Below are 14,834 nucleotides of genomic sequence, written 5' to 3'. Positions count from 1 at the left end.
TCACCGGGAAGGAACGTCTCTCACATGGTTGCATCGAAAAAATCCGACAACGGACCCTCCGTCAGCGCGCAGGAGGCGCTCGACTTCCACGCCATGGGGCGGCCCGGCAAGCTGGAGATCGTGCCGACCAAGCCGATGGCGACGCAGCGCGACCTGTCGCTTGCCTATTCGCCCGGCGTTGCCGTTCCCGTGAAGGCCATCGCCGAGGACCCCAGCCGCGCCTTCGACTACACGGCGCGCGGCAACATGGTCGCCGTCATCTCCAACGGCACCGCCATCCTTGGCCTCGGCAATCTCGGCGCGCTGGCCTCAAAACCGGTGATGGAAGGCAAGGCTGTCCTGTTCAAGCGCTTCGCGGATGTCGATTCCATCGATCTCGAGGTCGACACCGAGGACGCCGAGACCTTCATCAACGCCGTGCGTTATCTCGGCCCGTCCTTCGGCGGCATCAACCTCGAGGATATCAGGGCGCCCGACTGCTTCATCATCGAGCAGAAGCTGCGCGAGGTGATGGACATTCCCGTCTTCCACGACGACCAGCACGGCACCGCGATCATCGCCGCCGCCGGCCTCATCAACGCGCTGGAGATCACCGGCCGCGACATGAAGACGGCGAAGCTGGTGTGCAACGGCGCCGGCTCGGCCGGCATCGCCTGCATCGAGCTGATCAAGTCGATGGGTTTCGCCCCGGAGAACATCATCCTCTGCGACACCAAGGGCGTGGTCTACCAGGGCCGCACCGAAGGCATGAACCAGTGGAAATCGGCGCATGCGGCGAAAACCGAGGCACGCAGTCTGGCCGACGCCATGGACGGCGCCGACATCGTCTTCGGCCTCTCCGCCAAGGGCGCCCTGACCACGCCGATGATCCAGTCCATGGCAAAAAACCCGATCATCTTCGCCATGGCCAATCCCGACCCGGAGATCACGCCGGAGGAAGTGGCTGAGATCCGCACCGACGCCATCATGGCGACCGGCCGTTCGGACTATCCGAACCAGGTCAACAACGTGCTCGGCTTCCCTTACATCTTCCGCGGCGCGCTGGATGTGCGGGCGACCACCATCAACGACCAGATGAAGGTCGCGGCGGCCGAGGCGCTGGCGGCCCTCGCCCGCCAGGACGTTCCGGACGACGTCGCCGCCGCCTACCAGGGCATGCGCCCGAAATTCGGCCCGAACTACATCATCCCCGTGCCGTTCGACCCGCGCCTGATCTCGGCCATCCCGATCGCGGTGGCCAAGGCCGCCATGGAGAGCGGCGTGGCGCGCAAACCCATCCTCGACCTCGACCGCTATGCGCAGGAGCTTTCCGCCCGCCGCGACCCGATCGCCTCGACCTTGCAGCGCATCTACGACCGCGTGCGCCGCCAGCCGAAGCGCATCGTCTTCGCCGAGGGCGAGGAGGAGCAGGTGATGCGCGCCGCCGTCGCCTATGTGAACCAGAAGCTCGGCACGGCGATCCTGGTCGGCCGCGACGAGGTGATCAAGGAGAACGCCCGCGCCGCCGGCATCGACCTGAACAAATCCGGCATCGAGATCATCAATGCCCGCCTGTCGCGCCGCAACACCGTCTATGCCGACCATCTCTACGAGCGCATGCAGCGCAAGGGATTCCTGTTCCGCGACTGCCAGCGGCTGATCAACAACGACCGCAACCACTTTGCCGCCTGCATGCTGGCGCTGGGCGACGCTGACGGCGTGGTCACCGGCGTCACCCGCAACTATTCCACCGCGCTCGAAGACATCAGGCGCGTCATCGACGCGAAACCCGGCCATTGCGTCATCGGTGCCTCGATCGTGCTGTCGCGCGGCCGCACGGTGATCGTCGCCGACACCGCTGTCCACGACATGCCCAACGCCGAGGAACTTGCCGACATCGCCGAGGAAACCGCCGGTTTTGCTCGGAGGATGGGATATGAACCCCGCGTGGCCATGCTCGCCTACTCCACCTTCGGCCACCCGCCGGGCGAGCGCTCCGAGCGCGTGCAGGAGGCGGTAAAAATCCTCGACAAGCGCCGGGTCGATTTCGAATATGATGGCGAGATGGCCGCCGACGTGGCGCTCAACCCGCGCCTCATGCAGCAATACCCCTTCTGCCGCCTCTCAGGCCCCGCCAACGTCCTGATCATGCCGGCCTTCCACTCCGCCTCGATCTCGACCCGCATGCTCCAGGAACTCGGCGGCTCCACCGTCATCGGCCCGCTGCTGGTCGGGTTGAACAAGCCGGTGCAGATCGTGAGCCTGAACGCCAAGGATTCGGACATCGTCAACATGGCGGCGATCGCGGCGTATTCGGCGGGGTCGTGAGCGAGGCTAAAAACCTTTTGACGTAGTACTTCCGCGGCACCAGATGAGGACATGATAATGGGTGAGTGGCGAGAAGCTGTCTTGGCCGCAGTGATACGGCTAACGACAAAGAAGGGCGACGCGCATTTTTCCCGGCAGGAGATGATCGAAGAAGAGCTGGGAGATATTGTAACTGAGGTTGGTTCGATAGGCGTGACACCGGAACAGACGTTGAGTCGAGAACTTCAGGAACTCGCCGAAGCTGGAGTGATTTCCTTCGTAGATAGTCGCGGCAGCTATTGTCTGTTGGATGGTAGTGCAGGCGGACACCACCGTCCCATAGTTGCACAATATGCAATCGATGGATTTCGTTCCCTCAGACTTTTCAACGTATCGTTGGAACGCGGTTTGAACGCTCTAGTCGGGCCAAACGGATCGGGAAAAACAAATTTTATCGACTTTTTGGACTTCCTCTCAACTCTAATCTCGCGAGACGCTTCGACTGCCGTTTCAATGGCCGGAGGGGTGGCGAGAGTTTTCAGTCAAGAAAATTCAAAAAAATCTTCACCCAAGGTAACTGCACGTGTCCGCGGCACCGCCGACATGGAGCGTGTTTGGGACGATCCAGATAGGCGCTTCCTCTTTCAATTTGAATATTTTATAGAGGTAAGGTTTAGCAAATCACACTCTGCTATATATATATCAAACGAAAGAATTAAATTTTTTGCGCTTCGAAATAGCAGCGAGAATCAGCACTATAACAAGCATATCGGAACTATATCTTTGAGGCGGAATTCTCCTTCAAGTGAGAGCGAGCCGTCTATCTCAATTGGCCCAAAATTATTTACGGCCAGCGTGCGCAATCCGCTGAGATATGTACGGAGGAGTACGGTTCGCGCGAGCGAACCTCGCTTGCAAGGCAAAGAAGGAGAGGTGTTGCCGCTAGGACCTTCTGCTCCGGACGAAAGTATCCTGGCGGCCCACCCCCTTCGTCCAGCGCTTGAAAGTGTTCGTTCGGCGATTTCTCGTGGAAGAGCATTTAATATGATTCCGTCAAAAGCCCGTGAACCCGACGAGCTTTCGAAGAGTCCAATAATCGGCCAGGATGGGTCAGGTCTTTCCGCGACGCTTTATCATATGCAGCAGGTCAAAAGACAGAGGCCAACCCAACACGAGTTTCGATTTCGTCGATATGGAGTGGAAACGCTAGACACCGTCGTGGATTGGGCACGGCTTGTTCTACCGGAACTACGCGAGCTTTCAGTCTCGTCAGACCCTCACACGGGAAAGTATGTGCCCTTTCTAACGGTGGGAAGTGAAGAGAATTCTCTTAGATTCCCGCTTCAGTCTGCTAGCGACGGTACCATTAAGTGGCTGGCATTGACTTCAATGATGCTGACCCGAGGAAACTCGTATTCGATAGAAGAACCAGAGAATTTTCTTCACCCTAATATGCAAAGATTCCTAGTCGAACTTGTACGTGCGAGCGCTGCCGACGCGGGGGATTTCTCCTATTTTATCTTGTCAACGCATAGCGAGACGATCATAAATCAACTTAATCCACGCGAGCTTATCGTTTTTAGATTCGAAGATGGGGTAACTAAGTGTCGACGGTTAAATAGCCCAGAGTCGGTGGAGCAAGAAATAAATAGTACCGGATTTGGCTTAGGATATTATTATGCCGCAAATGCACTTTCCTAAGATTTTAGCTTTTGTGGAAGGCCATATGGAGAGAATGTTTTTAAATAATAACTTTAAATATGTTACTGTTATTCCTGTGTCAAATGGCGTGAGCTGGACTCTTGCTGCGATGGCAAAACAGATATTAACTCTCTATCGTGCAAAAAACGCTTATCCAGATCATATAATCATTTGGATTGATCGAGAGGGCAGAAAAGAGGCCGCCGAGGAAATATCCTCTTTTCTTCGTGATCGACTTGTCGAGGCCGGCGCTGATGCCAATAAGATTCATACGCTAGTCCCCGACTTAATGACGGAGAATCTAATCCTCTCAGATGAGGCATTAATGCGAGAGTATCTTGCAAATCCAGATTATGCCTATAATTTTGAAGGTGCCCATGGTAAAAGCATACTGAAAGCGCTGATAAATATGGCAGGGAAAAATTATGGAGAAACTAGCACAGGGGTTGATCTATTGAAGAAGATAAGAATATCGGATAGTGTTTTGGTCAGCGCGGCTGCAAGCCGATTCCTAAAGACATTCCAAATGGAATGCTGGTGGCTACAATCGCGGTTTGCCTAGTTGATTACGTACTGTTCTGATCTCCGCTTGCACGGGATTATGACTACGTTCGAGATGATATAAAGAGACGCTTTGTATGCCCACCGCTTCTTCTATAATTCTTAACTGATCCCTGCAACGAGGGCGGCGCTATTCTTGGGCTGCGAGTTGTATTGTCGGTAGACCGATGTAGCGGCGGTCAACGCCACGGTAGTTTAGCCAATTCGTCACATCTCACATTCCCCTCGCTTCCGCACTGCAACAGGCGTAAGACCCCGCCATGGAAAACAATCGCTTCGAAACCCCCGTCACCGTCAAGGCTGCCCAGGGGCCGGACAAATCGCTCAATACCGCCCGTGAGGCGACCGACTATCTGCTGAACTCCTGGCCCGGCAAGCGTGGTCCAAAGCATCGCGAGGCGCTGCAGGCCTGCCACGATGCGCTGGCCGGCACCAAGCCGGCGATGACGGCGCGCCGCGCCTTCGTCGCCGCGGCGCGCGAGGCGTCCGTGCTGGTCACCGACAAGGTGTGAACGGCTACTCGGCCTTCACTTCCTCGGTGCGCGGCTCGGCCTGCGTGTCGGCTTCCTTCTTGGCGGCCTTGGCAGCCAGCTTCTCGGCCTTCTTGGCGGCCTTGATGCGGTCGCGTTCCTTGCGTTCGTGATTGTAGTTCGGCGGGCGCGGCATGGTGGCGTCTCCTTTTCGCTCTGTTGCGCTTGCGTAAGAGCATCGGGCCGCAAACACAACCCTGGGCGCGCCGGACCGGCGATTTGATGCACAATCCGGCTCTTTTTCCGATGGAACGGCCGTTTGACGAAACCGTCCCTCGATTGCCGTCAAAATGGCTTGTGTCACGCCAAAAAACTGCCTGCCGTGAAGTCCGTCACGGTGTTTCCTGCTGACATTGCGCTGAAGCCGTTGTTCTGACACGATATTCAGGACTTCACGCGAAATTTTGTCCGCCGGCGCTAACCCACCGCCTGCCACCAGCGTGCAGGGTAGGAAAACCATTTCGGTTCCGGAACGACTGATGTTTCCGCGCCGCCGGAAGGCCGGAAATCCGGCCCGGCGCACAGCAATGCGGCGCCGATGCTGGTGCCGGTGCTGCCTTTCGAGACGACCACGGGCCGCCCGCTCGCTGTCGCCAACATCTTGATAAAACATCGATTCTGGCCGAATGGCCCCTCGACGACGGTGTCGCCTTGCGCTCCGATCAGGTCGAGGCAGGTCGCCGTCATCATGGCGAGATAGAAGGAGACCGCCGCGAAACGCTCGCCGGGGTGGCGCGGCTCCTGCGGCAGCCATTCCGCCCTGCGGTGCTGGTACGGTCCCGACCCCCGGTCGATGGACGGTGTCAGGAAGGTTGGCATGGCCAGGACCGCCTCGATGTCGGCATCGCTCGGCTCGACCGCCTTATCGCCGATCAGCAGCGAGAATTCGCGGCCGCCCATGAAGCGCGAAGACGGCACCGGGTCGCCGAAGGCGTTGACGTTGATCAGCGTATCGCGTGTGGGATCAAGCACTTGACGCTTGCCGTGGACGGACATGACGATCACCCATGTGCCGGTCGAAACCACCGTGAACGGCTTTTCCCGAGACAGCAGATGCGGGTAGAGCGAGGCGTTGGAATCGTGGATGCCGCAGAACACCGGCGTCTCTGCGGCAAGTCCTGTTTTTTGAGCGATTTCAGGCAGTAAGCATCCCAGCCGGTCGCTCGCCTTGCGCACCGGCGCCATCAGTTTTCGCCACCCCAGCCGGTCGACCATGCTGGAAAAATCCCGCTTTTGCGGATCCCAGAGATCGGTATGTGCCCCCAGCGACGTCGCCTCGTTCGCGGCCACCCCGCAAAGCCGGAACGCCCAGTATTGCGGGTACATCAGGATCGTCGCAACCTTCTGGAATTGCTGCGGAAATGCCTGCGACTGCCAATGGAACTGCGCCCCGGCATTGAGCCCGCCGGGCAGTCTCGGCGCCCCCGTCTCGGCGAAGGCCGGCCGCAGGACGTCATAGTCTGCGCCGGTCGTTTCGGGTCCGGAATGTTCATAGTCCAGCATCGGCATCGCAAGTTTGCCGTCGGCCGCGAGCAATATGCCGGAGCCGCCATGCGCCGTCACCACGATCGCATCGGGCTTTGCCTTCCGGCCAAGCCCGGCCAGTCCGTCGAGGATGAACGCCCACAGGCGGTCCGTATCGAAATGCGGATAAGGTGCTGAATCGACAACAGAATTCGCGGTGCGTGCGATCACTGTCTCGTCCAGCGACGCAAGGTCGACCAGCGCCACCTTGGCGTTGCTTTTGCCGATATCGACGACGGCAACGGTGCGGATCGTCGGCAAGCCGTTCACCTGCCGGTCCTGAGCCCGATCTTATCGACGATCCGTGGTATCGCGATGACGGCGATCAGCAGCGCGCCGATATAGACGCTGACCACCTGCCCCGGGATGTTGTTCAGCGACATGCCGAACGTCACAAGTCCTAGTGTCAGAACGGCGAGGAACACACCAAGGATTGAGCCGACGCCGCCGGCGATCGACACCCCGCCGAGGATGACCATGGTGACGATGTCGAGTTCCCAGCCGATGGCGATGTTGGACCGCATCGAGCCCAGCCGCGCCGTCAGCAGCGCCGCGGCGAGGCCGCAAAGCATGCCGGAGACAACGAACAGCAGGAAGGTCAGCCGGTCGACGGGAATACCGGAGAATCGTGCCGCCATAGGGTTCGAGCCGATGGCGAAGAGTTTGCGGCCGGTCGCGGTCTTGTGCAGGACGATGCCGAAGACGACGGTCAAAGCCAGAAAGATCAGGAAAGACAACGGGATGGGCGGGATGAACAGCCAGGAAACGCCGCTTTCCTTCATCTTGATGAAATAGCTCTGGCCGAGTTCGAGGAACTCCGCCGGATATTTCGTCTTCGCCTGGTCGCCCAAAATCACTTGGGTGATACCGCGAAAAAGCGACATGGTGCCGATGGTGACCACGATCGACGGCAGGCCGGCGTAGGTGACGAGGAAGCCATTGAAAACGCCACACAAAATGCCGATGCCGATACCCGTCGCGAACAGTCCGGCCGGCCCGAATCCGGCCTCGGCGGCATAACCGATGCCCATGGCGGCCAGCGCCACGATCGCCGCTACCGACAGGTCGATCTGGCGAACAAGGATCAAAAGCGCCATGGCCAGCGCAATGATCGCCTTCTCGGAGAAATTGAAAGTGGCGTCGGCGAGATTGAAGACGTCGAGGAAATAGGGCGAGACGATGGTGTTGACCACGATGGTCAGCGCCAGAAGGATGACCAGGATCACTTCCCACCGCAGCAGCACGTCGCGCGCCCGGCGCGGCGCGGCGTCCAGCACCGTGTAGCGGCTCTCGGAAGGCGGCATCGGCGCGTTCATGCCCGCACCCGTCCGATGCGCCGCGCTTCGGGCAGGATGAGCTTTTCAGGCCGCCGCTCCGCCCGCGCGTTGATGACCACGGCGGCGAGGATGACCGCGCCGGAGATCGCCATCTGCCAGAAGGGTGAAATCTGCAGGACGGGCAGGGCGGTCATGACGATGCCGAGGAACAGCGCGCCGAGCAGCGTGCCCGCGACCGAACCGACGCCGCCGCCGATCGACACGCCGCCGATGACGCAGGCGGCGATGACTGTCAGTTCATAGCCGTTGGCGATCTCGGAATAAGCGACGCCATAGCGCGCCACCCAGAGATAGCCGCAGAGACCGGCGACGGCGCCGGAAATCGCGTAGGCGAGCAGTTCCTGCTTGCGCTGGTCGATGCCGCAATAACGCGCTGCGACCGGATTGCCGCCGACGGCGTAGAGGCCTCGCCCGGCGCGCGTCAGGTTGAGGAAGACCCAGAACAGGATGGAGACGCCGATGGCGATCCACACCGGACTGGTCAGGCCAAGCAACATGTGTTTCGGAAAGGCTTGAAATTCCAAGCCCATTTCGGAGGCGTTCACCTGGTCGCCCTTGGCGATGATGATGATCATGCCGCGATAGACGGCGAGCGTGCCAAGCGTCACGACGATCGGCGGGATGCCGAGGAAGGCGATCAGCCCGCCATTGATCAGGCCGAGCAGCAGCCCCGTCAGCACGCCGGCCAGGATCATGAACAGAAGCGGCGTGTCGGGATAATACTGGCTGACGAGGGCGGCGATCATGCCCGACAGCGCGAGGTTGGCGGCGACCGACAGGTCGATGCCGCGCGTCAGGATGACCACCATTTGCGCCAGCGCCATCATGAACAGGACCGAGGTTTCGGTCAGCAGGTCGCCTATGTTTTCCCATTCGAGGAACACCGGCTGGTAGGCGCCGATCGCTGCCACGCCGAGGATCAGGATAAGAGCGAGGATCGCCTCGCGCGATTTGACGATGGCGGTCACGCGGCCTCCTTGGCGGCGCCGGTGGCCGCGCCGACGATCTGCTCTGCGCTCCAGGCGCCGCGCTTGAATTCGTCGACGATCCGGCCTTCCTTCATGACGATGACGCGGTCGGCCAGGCCCATGACTTCCGGCAGTTCCGAGCTGATCAGCACGACGGCGAGCCCGTCCTGCGCCAACTCGCCGATGAAGTCGTGCACCGCCGCCTTGGAGCCGACATCGATGCCCTTCGTCGGCTCGTCGAGCACGATCACTTTCGGCCTTGTGGCCAGCCATTTGGCGATCACCACCTTCTGCTGGTTGCCACCGGAAAGCTCGCCGAGCCGCTGCTCCCAGTTCGCAGCCTTGACCGCCAGCCGGCGTCCGAGCGACCGCGTCGCCTCCTGCTCGGCCGTGCGCGACAGGAACAGGCCGCGCACATATTTCGACAGGTTCGCCAAGGTCACGTTCTCGCGGATGCCGAGCGACAGGATCGCGCCCTGGTCCTGCCGGTCCTCCGGCACGTAGGAAATGCCGGCGGCGATCGCGTCGGACGGGGATTGGATGGAAAGCTGCTTGCCGCCAAGCGAGATCGTGCCGCGCGTCAACGGGGTGATGCCGAACAAGCCTTGCATCGATTCCGTGCGCCCTGCGCCGACCAACCCGTAGAGGCCAAGGATTTCGCCCTTGCGCAGGTCGAAGGAGACATCGGCATATTCGGTGGCGTTCGACAGGCCTTTCACCGACAGGATGACTTCGCCGATCGGCACGTCGCGTTTCGGAAATACCTGGTCGACCGGGCGGCCGACCATCATGCGCACAAGTTGCGCCTCGGTGACGGAAGAGATCGGTCCTTCGCCGACCTTCTCGCCGTCGCGCAGGCAGACGAAATCGTCCGCGATGCGGAAAATCTCATCGAACTTATGACTGATGAAAACGATGGCGCGGCCTTCCGCCTTCAACTGCTCGACGATGCGGAAAAGATCATCGATCTCGTTGGCCGAAAGTGCGGCCGTCGGCTCGTCCATGATGACGACGCGCGCTTCGTGCGACAGCGCGCGGGCGATTTCCACCAGGTGTTTTTGCGCGACCGACAGGCGCTTCAGCTTGAATTCGGGCGGGATGGGCGCGTCGATGCGCTTCAGCAGCTCGGCCGACTTTGCCCGCATCTCGGTCCAGTCGACGAGGTGCGTCGACGCTGTCGGCATGTGGCCCATAAAAATGTTTTCCGCCACCGAGAGTTCGTCGAACATTACCGTTTCCTGGTGGATTGCCGCGATGCCAGCGGCCCAGGAATCGCGCGGCGAGGAAAAGGATTTGGGCTCGCCGCCGACGCGGATCTCACCGGTTTCGAGCCGATAGATGCCGGTCAGAAGCTTGACGATGGTCGACTTGCCGGCGCCGTTCTCGCCGATGATCGCGGTGACGCGGCCAGGCTGGAGCGACAGGCTGATGTCGTGCAGTGCCCGGACGCCTGGAAAGCTTTTCGAGACGCCGGAAAGGGTGAGGATGGGATCGGACACGGTGTGCGCAGACCTCTTACCCTCCCCCTTGTGGGGAGGGTCGATGAGCAGTTGGAGCGCAGCGGAAACTGCGAAGCGGGGTGGGGGTATTGTGACATGAGACCCCCACCCCGCGCCTTCGGCGCGACCCTCCCCACAAGGGGGAGGGTGAAGACCCACGTCCAGATCAGAAGATCTTGGCGAATTCCTCGACGTTGGATTTGTTGAACTCGAAGGGCTCGCCCATGATGCATTCGCCGTCCTTGCCGACGGTGGTCTCGCCCTTCTTGCCCATCGAAAGCTTGTCGCCCTCGGCGGTGGGTTTTCCAGCCAGGATGTCGGCCATGATCATGGTCGAGGAATAGCCGTATTCCACTGGGTTCCAGATGGCGAAGGTGTCGCAGGCGCCCTTGAGCACGTAGTCCTTCATTTCCGAAGGCAGGCCAAGGCCGGTGATGAACACCTTGCCGGTCAGGCCCCCGTCGACGATCGCCTTGGCGCCCGATCGGATGCCGATGGTGGTCGGCGAGATCACGCCCTTGAGGTTCGGATAGGCCTTCACCAGGCCCTGCATCTCGCGGTAGCTCTTGTCGTCCTGGTCGTCGCCATAGACCGTCGCCACTAGCGGCATGTCCTTGTATTCCGGCTTCTTCCACTCTTCCTTCATGGCCTCGATCCAGGAGTTCTGGTTGGTCATGGTGGAAGCGGCGGACAGGATGGCGACCTCGCCCTTGCCGCCGAGCGTCTTGGCGATCATCTGCACCTGCTTGGCGCCGATGAGCGGTGTCGATGAGGCGGAGAGGTGGACGAGGCGGCCGGCCGGCGCGATCGCCGAGTCGAAGCTCATCACCTTGATGCCGCGTTCCATTGCCTTCTTGCCGACCGGAACCAGCGCGTCGGCGTCGTTGGCCGAAACGATGATGCCGTCGACTTTTTGGGCGATCTGTGCGTCGATCACGGCGATCTGCTCTTCCGCCGTCGGCTTGGCCGAGGCGGTGTAGATGATCTCGATGCCGCCGAGTTCCTTGGCCGCTTCCTTGGCGCCGTTGGCGCAGGCGTCGAAATAGCTGTTGCCGAGATTCTTCACGATCATGGCGATGCGCTTGTCGGCAGCATACGCCCGTTTCGTGATGATCGCCGGCGTGGCGAGCACGACTGCCGCTCCCGCGCCAAGCTGCAATAAAGTACGACGTGTGGTCTTCATGGCAATTTCCTCCCTGCCAACCCTGTTTCATAACTTCGGACCGGCGTTTGCCGGCCCGACCGTCCGCCGATCATGCGGCGGAAGCGATCTCCTTGGCAACGGGCGCGATCCTCACATCGAGCCCGGCATTTTCCATCATCGCCAGCGCAACCTCGCTGATGCCGTCATCCGTCACCAGTACGGAGACGCGCGACAGCGGGCACACGACCAAGCTTCCTCTGGGGTCAAACTTGGTCGAATCCGCGAGCACGATCAACCTCTCCGTGCGGCTGAGGAGCTTTGCCTCGGCGCGCGCCACCAGCGGATCGGCCTCGACCACGCCCAGCGGCGTGATGGCCGCAGCACTCATGAACATCGTCGTCGCATGAAGGGTCTGGATCGTGTCGTCCTCGAAGGGCGACAGGATGATGCCTTGCTCGCGATAGACCTCGCCGCCCGGCAGCGTTATGCGGTTCTCGCTGCCGCGGATCAGCGCCTCGGCGATCGGGAAGGAGTTGGTGAGGATGTTCAGACGGCGGTCGCGCAGGAAATCGACCATGGCGAAGGTCGTGGTGCCGGCATTGATGATGATGGATTCGCCGTCCTCGACGAGGCCGCAAGCGAGTGCTGCGATGGCGCGCTTCTTGTCGGCGTTCTTGATGCGCTGCGAGCTGAAGGTCGGTGCCCCGAGCGTCGCCGGCAGTTTCGGGTCGGGCTCGGAGATGCCGCCATGCACGCGCCGCACCAGACCTTCCTCTTCCAGTCTTGCCAGATCCCGGCGCAAGGTCGCGCTGGACGCGCCGGTGAGATCGACCAACTCGCGCACGGGCACGACGGGCCTTCCGGCCATCGCTCCCAGTATTGCCGATCGGCGGTCCATCTCACGCATGTCGATGCGGTTGCCTCGAACAAATTCGATCATCATGAATGCACGCTCGCTCATGATCGTCAAGGATAGTGAGCGTATTGCGGCGCACAAATTCCATTGTGCATTGCAATCGCTCAAATTGAGAGCGAATCACGATTGACCGTGAGCGAATAGGCTCATAACTTCCGCCAAAAATCTCGAAAGGGCGGAAACATGGCCACGCAAGGACTTGCCGATCTCTGGGACGACGCCAAGGCCGGCGGCATGAGCGAGGCTGAATTGCTTGTCTATCGCTCCAACTTGCTCGGGTCGGACAAGCGCATCACCAATTATGGCGGCGGCAACACCTCCGCCAAGGCGATGGAGAAGGATCCGCTGACCGGCGGCCAGGTCGAGGTGCTGTGGGTCAAGGGCTCCGGCGGCGACCTCGGCACCATGAAGATGGACGGGCTGGCCAGCCTCTACATGGACAAGCTGGAGGCGCTGAAGGGCCTTTATCGCGGTCTGGCGCATGAGGACGAGATGGTCGGCTACCTGCCGCACTGCACCTTCAACCTCAATCCCCGCGCGGCCTCGATCGACACGCCACTGCACGCCTTCGTGCCGAGAAAGCACGTCGACCACATGCATCCCGACGCGGTAATCGCCATTGCCGCGGCCAGGGACAGCAAAGCGCTGACCCAGAAGATTTATGGTGACAAGATCGGCTGGCTGCCGTGGAAGCGGCCGGGATTCGAGCTCGGCCTGTGGCTGGAGAGATTCTGCAAGGAGAACCCCAGGGCGCTTGGCGTGGTTCTCGAAAGCCACGGCCTGTTCACCTGGGGCGACACGGCGAGGGAGTGCTACGACGTCACCATCCGCATCATCAACAAGGCGATGTCGTTCTTCGAGGCCGAAGGCAAAGGCAAGGCTGCCTTTGGCGGAGAAGTGCGCAAAACTTTGCCGGCTGAGGAACGCCACGCCATCGCGGCAAAACTGATGCCGGCGCTGCGCGGCATGATCTCCGCCAAGGAGCGCAAGGTCGGGCATTTCGACGACCAGCCGGCCGTGCTGGAGTTCATCGCTGCGCGCGATATGGAAAAGCTGGCGGCGCTCGGCACGAGCTGCCCGGACCATTTCCTGCGCACCAAGATCAGCCCGCTGGTGGTCGATTTCGACCCGACGAACCCGGATATCGAGAACACACTAGCCGGTCTGCCGGCCTCGCTCGAAACCTACCGGCAGGGCCATGCCGCCTACTACGAGCGCTGCAAGCGGCCGGTAAGCCCACCGATGCGCGACCCCAACGCGGTCGTTTATCTCGTGCCCGGCGTCGGCATGATCACCTTCGCCAAGGACAAGGCGACCGCCCGCATCTCCGGCGAATTTTACGTCAACGCCATCAACGTCATGCGTGGCGCCTCGACCGTGTCGGACTATATGGGCCTGCCCGAACAAGAAGCCTTCGACATCGAATATTGGGTGCTGGAGGAAGCAAAGCTGCAGCGCCTGCCGAAGCCGAAGCCGCTTGCCGGCCGTATCGCACTGGTGACAGGCGGGGCGGGCGGCATCGGTCGGGCGATCGCCGACCGACTGATGGCCGACGGCGCCTGCGTGGTGCTGGCCGACATCGATGCCGCGTCGCTGGAAGCCGCCGAAACCGACTTCGCCAAGCGCCATTCGGCTGACGTGGTGCGCGGCGTTAAACTCGATGTCACCAAGGAGGCCGAGGTCGCCGAGACCTTTGCTTTCGCGGCTAAAGAGTTTGGCGGACTCGACATCCTGGTCTCCAACGCCGGCATCTCGTCCGCCTCGCCGGTCGAGGACACGGAACTGTCTTTGTGGACCCGCAACATCGACATCCTGGCCACCGGCTATTTTCTCGTGGCACGGGAGGCGTTCCGGCTGATGAAGCGTCAGAAGGCCGGCGGCAACATCGTCTTCATCGCTTCCAAGAACGGGCTCGCCGCCTCGCCCAATGCGTCCGCCTACTGCACGGCCAAGGCGGCGGAAATCCATCTCGCCCGCTGCCTGGCGCTGGAGGGCGCGGACGCCGGCATCCGCGTCAACACGGTCAATCCGGATGCCGTGCTGCGCGGCTCCAACATCTGGAAGGGCGAATGGCGCGAGCAGCGCGCCGCCGCCTACAACATGCAGCCGGACGAACTGGAGGAGCATTACCGCAAGCGCTCGATGCTGAAGCTCGGCGTGTACCCGGAGGATGTCGCCGAGGCGGTCTGGTTTTTTGCGTCCGACCTGTCGGCGAAGTCGACGGGGAATATTTTGAACGTCGATGCGGGCAACGCGCAGAGTTTTACGCGGTAGTGCAGCCCAACCCTCCCCCTTGCGGGGAGGGTCGGCGCGTAGCGCCGGGGTGGGGGTGGTTCAGCGTTTGACCCCCACCCCGCTCCGCATCGCC

12 protein-coding genes are annotated in these 14,834 nt (G+C 61.0%); 5 read left to right on the top strand and 7 right to left on the bottom strand.

Annotation, left to right across the window (positions count from 1 at the left end; all coding sequences use genetic code 11):
- The first annotated feature begins 24 nt into the window (after positions 1 to 24).
- From ACSBOB_RS32905 to ACSBOB_RS32890, 4 genes are all read left to right on the top strand, one after another.
- The gene (locus ACSBOB_RS32905) at positions 25 to 2,307 is read left to right on the top strand and encodes an NADP-dependent malic enzyme (protein WP_442580199.1); all 2,283 of its coding nucleotides are present in this window, start codon (positions 25 to 27) and stop codon (positions 2,305 to 2,307) included.
- A 90-nt stretch (positions 2,308 to 2,397) separates the two neighbouring features.
- A complete protein-coding gene (locus tag ACSBOB_RS32900) occupies positions 2,398 to 3,987 on the top strand; it encodes an AAA family ATPase (protein ID WP_442583913.1) in 1,590 nt (529 codons plus the stop codon).
- Entirely contained in the window at positions 3,965 to 4,549 is a 585-nt protein-coding gene (locus ACSBOB_RS32895; RefSeq protein ID WP_442580198.1) for a hypothetical protein, read from the top strand. Before ACSBOB_RS32900 ends, ACSBOB_RS32895 begins: the two co-directional genes overlap by 23 nt.
- A 259-nt stretch (positions 4,550 to 4,808) precedes the next feature.
- The gene (locus ACSBOB_RS32890; RefSeq protein ID WP_442580197.1) at positions 4,809 to 5,060 is read left to right on the top strand and encodes a DUF982 domain-containing protein; all 252 of its coding nucleotides are present in this window, start codon (positions 4,809 to 4,811) and stop codon (positions 5,058 to 5,060) included.
- 4 nt (positions 5,061 to 5,064) lie between these two features.
- Here ACSBOB_RS32890 and ACSBOB_RS32885 read toward each other — a convergent pair whose 3' ends face one another.
- The 7 genes from ACSBOB_RS32885 to ACSBOB_RS32855 form a co-directional block, all read right to left on the bottom strand.
- Positions 5,065 to 5,214 carry a hypothetical protein gene (locus tag ACSBOB_RS32885; RefSeq protein ID WP_442580196.1) on the bottom strand — a complete coding sequence of 50 codons (150 nt, stop codon included), beginning with the start codon at positions 5,212 to 5,214 and terminating at the stop codon, positions 5,065 to 5,067.
- A gap of 281 nt (positions 5,215 to 5,495) precedes the next feature.
- Positions 5,496 to 6,863, bottom strand: a complete 1,368-nt coding sequence (locus tag ACSBOB_RS32880; protein ID WP_442583912.1) for an FGGY-family carbohydrate kinase — start codon at positions 6,861 to 6,863, stop codon at positions 5,496 to 5,498.
- Positions 6,864 to 6,868: 5 nt separating this feature from the next.
- The gene (locus tag ACSBOB_RS32875) at positions 6,869 to 7,906 is read right to left on the bottom strand and encodes an ABC transporter permease (RefSeq protein WP_442583911.1); all 1,038 of its coding nucleotides are present in this window, start codon (positions 7,904 to 7,906) and stop codon (positions 6,869 to 6,871) included.
- A gap of 8 nt (positions 7,907 to 7,914) precedes the next feature.
- On the bottom strand, positions 7,915 to 8,907 hold the full coding sequence (locus ACSBOB_RS32870) for an ABC transporter permease (RefSeq protein WP_442580195.1): 993 nt from the start codon (positions 8,905 to 8,907) through the stop codon (positions 7,915 to 7,917).
- The gene (locus ACSBOB_RS32865; protein WP_442580194.1) at positions 8,904 to 10,406 is read right to left on the bottom strand and encodes a sugar ABC transporter ATP-binding protein; all 1,503 of its coding nucleotides are present in this window, start codon (positions 10,404 to 10,406) and stop codon (positions 8,904 to 8,906) included. Before ACSBOB_RS32865 ends, ACSBOB_RS32870 begins: the two co-directional genes overlap by 4 nt.
- Before the next feature lie 166 nt (positions 10,407 to 10,572).
- Positions 10,573 to 11,589 (bottom strand): rhamnose ABC transporter substrate-binding protein, encoded by a 1,017-nt coding sequence (gene rhaS / locus ACSBOB_RS32860; protein WP_442580193.1) that lies wholly within the window; start codon positions 11,587 to 11,589, stop codon positions 10,573 to 10,575.
- A gap of 70 nt (positions 11,590 to 11,659) precedes the next feature.
- Positions 11,660 to 12,493 (bottom strand): DeoR/GlpR family DNA-binding transcription regulator, encoded by an 834-nt coding sequence (locus tag ACSBOB_RS32855; protein ID WP_442580192.1) that lies wholly within the window; start codon positions 12,491 to 12,493, stop codon positions 11,660 to 11,662.
- A gap of 156 nt (positions 12,494 to 12,649) precedes the next feature.
- On the opposite strand from ACSBOB_RS32855, the gene ACSBOB_RS32850 reads away from it, so the two are divergent.
- A complete protein-coding gene (locus ACSBOB_RS32850) occupies positions 12,650 to 14,740 on the top strand; it encodes a bifunctional rhamnulose-1-phosphate aldolase/short-chain dehydrogenase (RefSeq protein WP_442580191.1) in 2,091 nt (696 codons plus the stop codon).
- Positions 14,741 to 14,834 lie beyond the last annotated feature (94 nt).

Origin of the sequence: Mesorhizobium sp. KACC 23794 (assembly GCF_052180275.1) — a bacterium.
Lineage (GTDB): Bacteria > Pseudomonadota > Alphaproteobacteria > Rhizobiales > Rhizobiaceae > Kumtagia.
The sequence above is the reverse complement of the archived record's forward strand: the minus strand, read 5'-3'. Positions and strand labels throughout refer to the sequence as shown.